We start from the raw sequence: 8,526 nt of genomic DNA on the forward strand, positions 1-8,526 counted from the left end.
CTGGAGCGGAAAGACCCCCAGTTCTTGTCGTCGTCGTTAGCGGGTGCAGTGCTGCCCAGGCAATCTCCCACCAAGTTTCAATCGTGAAGTTCAATTTCTGACGTCTTGAGTCAAGAGATTGGCGCTGTCGGTCAATCGCATTGACACGTCAGAAGCTACGCTCCATTGAGGACTTTTTACTGAGGTTGTGAGTGCAAATTACGATTGAATCCCCCGGCGGACCTCGCCAGGGCGTAGTGCCTTCCGATGGCATTGTCGACGAGGCCACATTGATCAAAGCCTTGATCCTGACGCTTGCCGTTGAAGGGAACAAGGGTGTCGACTACGTGACGCTGGAGGTTGATCTGAGCGATGCGGAACCGGAGCGCCTTGTCGAGGTCGCCAAGGCGCTAGGCAACAAAGGGCACTGACTGGCCCTCGCGCCGCCAATCTGTTCGAGTCTGATGGTCGGCAGCATTCGGGTTGAACCGTCGGGCAGGGCGGTCGATTTCCGATTCATGCCGAGGAGTCTGGCCTGATCTGGTAAACTACGCGTATTGCCTGTCTGGAATCCCTCATTAGGCTTCTCGCACGCCTGTTCGATTCCGCTCCTTCTCCGCACCCCTAACAGCCTACTTTTCTGATGATCATATTTGACTTGTCCTGCAAACAGGAACATCCCTTCGAAGGCTGGTTTCAATCGCTGTCATCCTACGATAGCCAGATCGAAGCCGGCTTGATTTCGTGCCCGCATTGTGGCTCTACCGAGATACGGCGCGTACCGTCTGTCGTGCATATGTCGAAACCGGCAAAATCGGCGCATCCAACGGAGCCAAAAAACTCATCGGACCCAGCACGTCATGCTGGCACGCCCGGGTCCTCTACCGGATTGCCTGCAACCCGCACACAGGCTGAAATGTTCGCCGCCTTTGAACAGCTCATGTCGTCGATCGTCTCGAACAGCGAAGACGTTGGCCAGAACTTTGCCGAGGAAGCGCGCAGGATTCACTATCTTGAAGCGCCTGTGCGTTCGATCCTCGGTGAAGCCAGCGATGAAGAGTACGAGTCTTTGCTTGACGAAGGCATCGAAGTACTGCGTCTGCCGATCGTCAAGAAGAGCATTAACTGACGCAGTTCTCTGGAATCTTGCTCGGCAGATTTCATCGGCATGATGAAGTCAGTGGCTGAAGGCGAGGCCCGGTGCACTTGAGGGTTGAACATGGATCAAAGCATGTCATCATCGCCCGATTCTCCGCCCAATTCTCCGCCCGGTTGCCCAGCCGATTGCCCCCCGCTCCCGGAAGGCTACCAGCTCTACGGTTATCGGATCGAGCGCATGCTGTCGAGGGGGGGCTTTTCCATTGCTTACATGGCCAGCGACAGTGCCGGGACGCCGGTTGTGGTCAAGGAATACCTGCCGATACAAATGGCCCGGCGAGCGGCAGGAAGCCAGGCACTGATCGTTTCTTCAGCAAGCCAGGGCAAGTTCAACCACGGCATGCGCAGTTTCCTTGAAGAAGCGCGGTTACTGGCTCGTATCAGCCATCCCAACATCGTTGCCGTACTGGACTTTTCGAAGGCCAACAATACGTCCTACATTGTGATGCGCTATGAAGACGGTCGAAGCCTCGAAGAATATTTGCACCGGCTACGTGAGAGCGGCAGGAAGATTCGCGAGGATCTTCTGCGCAATGTCTTTGTGCGTTTACTTTCTGGTCTGCGCGAAGTTCATAGCCAGAAGCTGCTCCATCTTGACCTGAAGCCTGCCAATATCTACTTGCGCAAAGACGGCCACCCGGTTCTGCTCGATTTTGGTGCCGCGCGCTGGGGCTTGGGATCGCCCGATGGCTCACTCGGTAATATTTACACCCGGGGCTATGCCGCCCCGGAACAGCAGGGTTCGGGCGAGGGCATGGGACCATGGACCGATATCTACGCGATCGGCGCCACCTTGTACGCCTGCCTCGATACAGGACAAGCACCTCAGGCAGCCGACTTGCGGATGAATGCTGACGAGGTGGAGCCTGCCCAGCGGCGTTGGGCAAAAGCTTACTCGCTACAACTCCTGGAATTGATCGACTGGTGCATGCAGATTCCGGTCAGGGCCAGGCCACAAAGCGTTTATGCACTGCAAAAGGTGCTCAACGGGGAATTGCTTGATCTTGTCGATCCGGCTTGGTTCCGGAAGTAGTGCCATCCGTAGATGAGAATGCCTTTGGTGCATTCTTTGGTATCCGGGATTAAGCTGTACGGGGTATGAATCGCACGATAATCTGAGCGGTTTCTGACACGGAATGATGAAGACCGATGCAGGATGAGTACTATATGCGCGAGGCGCTGTCCCTGGCGCGCTCTGCCGAGTGCCTTGGCGAGGTGCCCGTAGGCGCCGTGGTGGTCCGTGATGGTGTTATCGTCGGGCGAGGTTTCAACTCGCCGATTGGGGAAAGCGACCCGACAGCCCATGCCGAAATCGCGGCCCTGCGAGATGCGGCGCGTGCGCTGGAGAACTACCGATTACCTGGCTGCGAGCTGTTTGTGACGCTTGAGCCGTGTGCGATGTGTGCCGGTGCCATTCTTCACTCGCGCATTGCCCGTGTGGTGTACGGTGCCCGCGACCTGAAAACCGGCGTCCACGGAAGTGTTGTAGACCTGTTCGCCGTTGAGCGCCTGAATCACCATACTCAGGTGGTGGGTGGCGTACTGGCAGACGAGTGCGGCCGTATGCTTTCAGCTTTCTTTGCCGGACGTCGCGTCAAGGGAGAACAGTAGAGTTGCATATCCATATTTCCATTGCGCGACAATTACTGACCCTGATCGACGGGGTAGGGCAGGTGATTCGGAGCTATCCGGTTTCCACGGCAAGCCGGGGGGCAGGGGAACAGTACGGTAGTTTCTGCACGCCACGCGGGAAGCATGTGATCCGTGCCCGAATCGGTGCAGGGCAACCGGTAAACACCGTTTTTGTTGCGCGACGCCCCACCGGTGAAATCTATACCGAGGATCTCGGCAGAGCCTTTCCGGACCGTGACTGGATGCTCACGCGCATATTGTGGTTGTCGGGGTGTGAGCCGGGGCGTAACCGGCTTGGGTGCGTCGACAGCATGCGTCGTTTCATCTATATCCACGGCAGTCCGGATACGGCAACCATGGGAGCGCCCGGGTCGCACGGCTGCATACGCATGCGCAATGCCGACATCCTTCAGTTGTTCGACCTGGTGCCGCCGTATACTCCAGTGGAAATCACTGAGGACTGATTTTTCAGGAACCAAATATCGAGGACTCGAAAGCCACGCTCACCTCACCAAGCGGCAGGGCAGCCGGACCAAAACTCCGTTCCGCCAGTGTGGCCAGACCACTTCGATGCACCGTCAGCAGGGTACACGCACGCGTCCCGTAGGTCGGCGAATTCACGAAGACGGCTGACAGAATTCGCTCCCATTCAATGGGGACTCCAGATTCCGGCAGGTGGATATCGGGAACGATTTCCTGGTCGGAGAGCAGTTCGAAAAACGGGGCCGAATCCGGCAACCGCTTCAATGCATTGGAAAACGCAGCTCTGGCGTCCGATAGTTTCGGCCACGGCGTGTCGAGCAAATGGTTGGACAGGCCGTAGATTCCCGGCGCGAGCCATCTCGGACTATCGCCCCGGTTCGTGAAATACGCCAGCCGGCGACTATCACCGAACAACAGGTTGAATCCGTTGTAATTTTCTCGGCGGCTTGCCAGTGATTCGAGATATGTTTCCGGATCGCTTTCGCTGATGAGGAAATCAGCCACCAGTGCGCCGCGGGAAGGCGCGTTGCTGAGCTGATGCCCACCTTCGCGATAATTGGTAAGTGCCGCAAAACGCAGCTCGCGGCTAACACCCAGCCAGGTTCCACCCGCTTCCAGATCTTTGCCGGCGAGAATCGCCGGGGATTCTGCCCAGAACCCGGCTGGCGCCGCAGGTCGGGAAAAGAACTCATCGCGGTTGGCGGCCACGACCAGCGGATAGTCAGGATGACTCTGCCAGGCCAAGAGGATGAGGCACATCGAAACCGAACCGAGGCTGGCAGCTAGGAGACGACAGGCTCAATAGCGACGATCAGACCATCCGGCATATCCAGGTGCAGAGCACCTGTTTCGACAAAACTTTCCTGAATGACGGCCAAGGCATCACAGCCGCCTCCAGGCGCTGGCGCCGCGTTGGAGACCGTGCCACAGGGTTGCTCGGGGCTGCCTGAGGCGTGAATTGCCGTTCCTGGGGCAACCATGCCGTTCACGTGGATACGGTAGAGGTGACGCTTTACTTTGCCGAGATACTGCGTGCGAGCGACGACTTCCTGGCCGGGGTAGCAGCCTTTGTGGAAGCTGACGGCATCGATCTTGTCGAAATTGGCCATTTGCGGCACAAAGGCCTCTTTGGTGGCCTCCGTAATCAAAGGAACTCCCGCCTGAACATCGAGCCATTGCCACACGGGCGTGCTTGCCGGGAGGGCGATCGAGGTAATTTTCTTCCAGGTTGTCATTGCGACATCGTTGGCAACGACGAGGATCAGACGTGCACCGTCAAGTCGAATGACCGCACCATCGGCAAAAACCGCGGTTTGCAGTGCACTGGCGGGCGCAGAAAAACCGGCGCTCTGCAATGCAGCTTCCGCTTGCGGGCCGGACAAGCCGAAGACCAGGTGAGTGCCGGAAAGATCGAGAACCTTGACCTTGGAGCGCAACACAAACATTTGCAGGCGCTTCTGGATAGTCGATACCAGATCGCAGGACAACAATGCGCGATAGTCCGCGCCGTTGCGATACAAGAGAAAAGAAGCCAGCATCCGTCCCTTGGCCGTGCACCAGGCGGAATGCTGGGCAAAACCGGGGGCAAGATGGTTGATGTCGCTGGTCAACTGGTTGTGGAGGAAGGCTTTTGCGTCGTCGCCCGCGCATTCGATCAATCCTAAGTGTGTAAGAGGCGAAACAATCGTCGCATCGCGTGCGGCCGCGAGTTCGGCGGGGATGTCACCGAAATCGGCAAGCATTCCGCTGCCGGTGCGGGCGCCGGAAGTGCCAAGAAATTCTTGCCAGTTGGAGTTCATCGTTACGGTATATCCATCGTTATTGTTGAGCCACGGATTGCCTGTCCGAATAAAGGGAATTCTCCTCGGAGGAACTGTGCGACTTCGCTGCGGCTTCGACCCCCAAATGCTGCTTCGGTTCATTGATACGGGTTTCGGCTATTATATAGCGCACGTTGCGCCACCCAAATTCCCATTGCAGACCCACGAGGCCCCGATCGCGCCGGATAGATGCTTAAACTGATAAAAAAACTGATCACCCTTGGCCTGATTCTTGTCGTTGTGTTGGGTGGCGGGTTTTTCTGGCTTGTATCCTCGGCGCTGGACTTGAAGAGCGAGCAGGTCGATTTTCACATTGCTCGGGGCAGTAGCATGCGGATTGCGGCCAATGAGATAGCGAGCGCCGGTGTGCCGCTCCATCCCTGGGTGCTAATTGTTCTCGGCAAGGCGTTGCATGTCGAGAATTCAATCAAAGCGGGGAGTTACGAAATCAACCGGGGCATCACCACGCTGGAATTGTTGAAGAAACTGACGCGCGGCGATGTCAAACAAACAGAGATCGCTTTCATCGAAGGCTGGACCTTCAGCCAGATGCGGGAACGACTTGATGCGCATCCCGATGTCCGTCATGAAAGTAAAGGCTTGCCGGATTCAGAGATCATGCGCCTGATCGGTGCCCAGGAAGGAGCTGCAGAAGGCTTGTTCTTCCCCGACACCTACCTTTTCGCCAAGCAGAGCAGCGATATCGACGTGCTGTCACGCGCGTATCGGACCATGCAACGTCACCTTGCGCGTGAGTGGGAGGGCAGAGCGGGCGGACTACCCTATAAGAACGCGTATGAGGCTTTGATCATGGCCTCAATCGTTGAAAAGGAAACCGGGCGTGATCAGGATCGGCCGTTGGTGGCCGCCGTCTTCGCCAACCGCCTGCGGCTGGGTATGCTGTTGCAGACGGATCCAACCGTGATTTACGGAGTTGGTGAGATGTTTGATGGCAATCTGCGCAAAAGTGATCTTCTCAACGACACGCCTTTCAATACCTATACGCGCGCCGGTTTGCCGCCTACACCCATTGCCATGCCTGGTCTGGCCTCACTTCGGGCTACGCTCCATCCGGCACCAAGTAAGGCGCTATATTTTGTGGCGCGCGGGGACGGGAGCAGCGTGTTTTCGCAAACGCTGGACGAGCATAACCAGGCGGTAAATCGCTATCAGAGAGGCGGGAAGTGAAGCCGGAAACAATGTCCCCAAGCAATAAAAGAGGGAAGTTCATCACTTTCGAGGGCATCGACGGTGCCGGCAAGAGCAGTCATATTGCCGGCGTAGTTGAATTGCTAAGAGCACATGGGCTGAACGTAATCGCAACCCGTGAGCCCGGCGGCACACCGCTTGGCGAAAAACTTCGCGAATTGCTCTTGAACAAGGCCATGCACCCCGAGACCGAGACCCTGCTGATGTTCGCGGCGCGACGCGAACACCTGGCGCAAGTAATTGACCCGGCACTTGCGCGAGGTGACTGGGTCGTCTGCGACCGATTCAGCGACGCCACCTATGCGTATCAGGGCGGGGGGCGGGGCCTGGACAAAAACAAGTTCGCCGACCTGGAGCAGTGGGTGCACGGGCATCTGCAGCCCGATTTGACCTTTCTTTTCGACTTGCCACCCTCGGTGGCCGGCGAACGTATTACGGCGCAAGGACGCGAACTTGATCGTTTCGAGCAGGAGCAGGCTGACTTCCACATCCGCGTACGCTTGGCCTACCTTGAACGTTCGGCGGCATCACCGCAACGAATTCAGGTAATCAATGCCGACCAGCCGCCGGAAATAATCAAGAAACAAGTTGAAGACACAGTTATAACACGCTGTTTATGAATATTTATGACCTTCACAAAGAAGCTTGGGCGCAACTTGGGGCTAGACGCGCACAACTTCCGCACGCGCTTCTGATTTCGGGCCAGCGTGGAATCGGCAAGTTCGACCTCGCGCGACACTTTGCCGACTCCCTACTCTGTGAAAACCCGGCACCTTCGTCGACAGCCTGCGGTAAATGCTCTGCCTGCGGTTGGCTAGTGCAGGGCAATCACCCGGATTTCCGTCTGCTGCAACCGGATGCACTGGCCGATGAGGACGGGAATGGCGTCGATGCGAGCAGCAAGAAGAAACCGAGCCAGCAAATCACAATCGACCAGGTTCGCGCCCTGGACGACTTCCTTCATGTCGGGACGCATCGTCACGGCGCGCGCGTGATTCTGATCAATCCCGCGGAAGCGATGAATCGTTCGACGGCAAACTCGCTTCTTAAATCACTCGAAGAACCGATTGTAAATACGTTGTTTTTATTGGTTTCCAGTGAGCCTGAGAGATTGCTGGCAACAATCCGTAGCCGCTGTCAGTCGCTTCGTGTTCGACAGCCGGCTCCTAGCCTCGCTGAATCCTGGTTACGACAGGCAGGCATCGGCGACGCGGGGCATTGGCTGGCGCTGGCCGGAGGCTCACCGCTGTTGGCCGTCGAACTTGGTGCGAGTGAAGAGCGCGTGCTGCTCGAAGCTTTGATTGCCGAAATGTCACGTGGTATCGAGCTTGATCCTCTGGCGGCGGCCGCCGCAATTGATCGGGTCGTAAAAGCCGAGAAACGAGCTGCACCCTTGAAACGAATGGTCGAGTGGTCGCAAAAGTGGCTATTGGACCTGACGCTGGCCAGCGAAGAACTCCCCGTGCGTTATTTCTTCACGCAGGAGCAACTGTTGCGCCAACTGGCGAAATCAACCGATACCCCTAATTTGTTGGCGTTTGACAGGAAAACGCTACAATACAAACTGCAATGCGAACAACCTTTGAACAGCCGTCTATTTCTCGAAGAGTTCTTCCTGAATTACGCGGCCTTGTTCCGGACTTCCTGAGGCGGATATGTCAGCCGATTCCAAACCTGCCGTTGCCGGCGCAGCACGCCCGAGCGTACTCTCGCTGAACATCAATTCGAAGTCGGCACTCTACGCCGCCTTCATGCCCTTACTGCGCAATGGGGGCATCTTCATCCCTACGACGCGTGCCTACAACATCGGTGACGAGGTGTTCATGCTGTTGTCCCTGATGGATGACCCCGCCAAGCTGCCGATTGCTGGATCGGTCGTCTGGATCACACCGGCAGGCGCCCAGAACAGTAAAGCGCAGGGAATTGGCGTGCATTTCAAGAACGACGAAAGCGGCGTTGAAGCAAAACGCAAGATAGAAGGCCTTCTTGGCGGCGTAATGCAATCCACTCGTCCGACTCATACCATGTAGTGACCGTCTGATGCTTGTCGATTCACACTGCCACCTTGACTTCCCGAAACTAGCTGAAAATCTCCCGCAACTGCTTGACCTGATGCAGAAGAACGAAGTGGGCTGCGCGGTTTGTATCGGAGTCACCCTGGAAGATTTTCCCAGAGTCTTGTCGCTTGCCGAGACGCATTCAGGCACGCCACACATTCTGGCAACGGTTGGAGTCCATCCTGAAA

General features: G+C 56.8%; 12 protein-coding genes. 10 read left to right on the forward strand and 2 right to left on the reverse strand.

Going from position 1 to position 8,526, the window contains the following annotated elements; genetic code table 11:
• Positions 1-191: 191 nt before the first annotated feature.
• From PROAA_RS16200 to PROAA_RS16220, 5 genes are all read left to right on the forward strand, one after another.
• The gene (locus tag PROAA_RS16200; protein WP_186412343.1) at positions 192-410 is read left to right on the forward strand and encodes a hypothetical protein; all 219 of its coding nucleotides are present in this window, start codon (positions 192-194) and stop codon (positions 408-410) included.
• Positions 411-622: 212 nt separating this feature from the next.
• A complete protein-coding gene (locus PROAA_RS16205; protein ID WP_186412345.1) occupies positions 623-1,108 on the forward strand; it encodes a DUF1178 family protein in 486 nt (161 codons plus the stop codon).
• A gap of 102 nt (positions 1,109-1,210) precedes the next feature.
• Positions 1,211-2,170 carry a serine/threonine protein kinase gene (locus PROAA_RS16210; RefSeq protein WP_186412346.1) on the forward strand — a complete coding sequence of 320 codons (960 nt, stop codon included), beginning with the start codon at positions 1,211-1,213 and terminating at the stop codon, positions 2,168-2,170.
• Positions 2,171-2,286: 116 nt separating this feature from the next.
• On the forward strand, positions 2,287-2,748 hold the full coding sequence (gene tadA / locus PROAA_RS16215) for a tRNA adenosine(34) deaminase TadA (protein ID WP_186412347.1): 462 nt from the start codon (positions 2,287-2,289) through the stop codon (positions 2,746-2,748).
• Positions 2,749-2,750: 2 nt separating this feature from the next.
• Positions 2,751-3,233, forward strand: coding sequence for a L,D-transpeptidase (locus PROAA_RS16220; RefSeq protein WP_186412348.1), 483 nt, complete (start codon positions 2,751-2,753; stop codon positions 3,231-3,233).
• Between the two features lie 4 nt (positions 3,234-3,237).
• Here PROAA_RS16220 and PROAA_RS16225 read toward each other — a convergent pair whose 3' ends face one another.
• Entirely contained in the window at positions 3,238-4,011 is a 774-nt protein-coding gene (locus PROAA_RS16225) for an NRDE family protein (protein WP_186412349.1), read from the reverse strand.
• Between the two features lie 23 nt (positions 4,012-4,034).
• A complete protein-coding gene (gene ygfZ / locus PROAA_RS16230; RefSeq protein WP_186412350.1) occupies positions 4,035-5,051 on the reverse strand; it encodes a CAF17-like 4Fe-4S cluster assembly/insertion protein YgfZ in 1,017 nt (338 codons plus the stop codon).
• 210 nt (positions 5,052-5,261) lie between these two features.
• Here ygfZ and mltG point away from each other — a divergent pair, with 210 nt between their 5' ends.
• From mltG to PROAA_RS16255, 5 genes are all read left to right on the forward strand, one after another.
• Positions 5,262-6,260: an endolytic transglycosylase MltG gene (mltG, locus tag PROAA_RS16235; RefSeq protein ID WP_186412351.1), complete on the forward strand. Its 999-nt coding sequence runs from the start codon at positions 5,262-5,264 to the stop codon at positions 6,258-6,260.
• A gap of 11 nt (positions 6,261-6,271) precedes the next feature.
• Positions 6,272-6,901, forward strand: coding sequence for a dTMP kinase (tmk, locus tag PROAA_RS16240; protein ID WP_186412352.1), 630 nt, complete (start codon positions 6,272-6,274; stop codon positions 6,899-6,901).
• A complete protein-coding gene (gene holB / locus PROAA_RS16245) occupies positions 6,898-7,929 on the forward strand; it encodes a DNA polymerase III subunit delta' (RefSeq protein WP_186412353.1) in 1,032 nt (343 codons plus the stop codon). The genes tmk and holB overlap by 4 nt, the downstream gene beginning before the upstream one ends.
• Positions 7,930-7,936: 7 nt before the next feature.
• Complete coding sequence (locus PROAA_RS16250) at positions 7,937-8,311, forward strand: PilZ domain-containing protein (protein WP_186412354.1); 375 nt, start codon at positions 7,937-7,939, stop codon at positions 8,309-8,311.
• A gap of 10 nt (positions 8,312-8,321) precedes the next feature.
• Positions 8,322-8,526, forward strand: a 205-nt coding sequence (locus PROAA_RS16255) for a TatD family hydrolase (protein ID WP_186412355.1), incomplete at its 3' end; no start/stop codon positions are given.

The sequence above is a fragment of the Candidatus Propionivibrio aalborgensis genome (assembly GCF_900089945.1).
In the GTDB taxonomy this organism is placed as follows: Bacteria; Pseudomonadota; Gammaproteobacteria; order Burkholderiales; family Rhodocyclaceae; genus Propionivibrio; species Propionivibrio aalborgensis.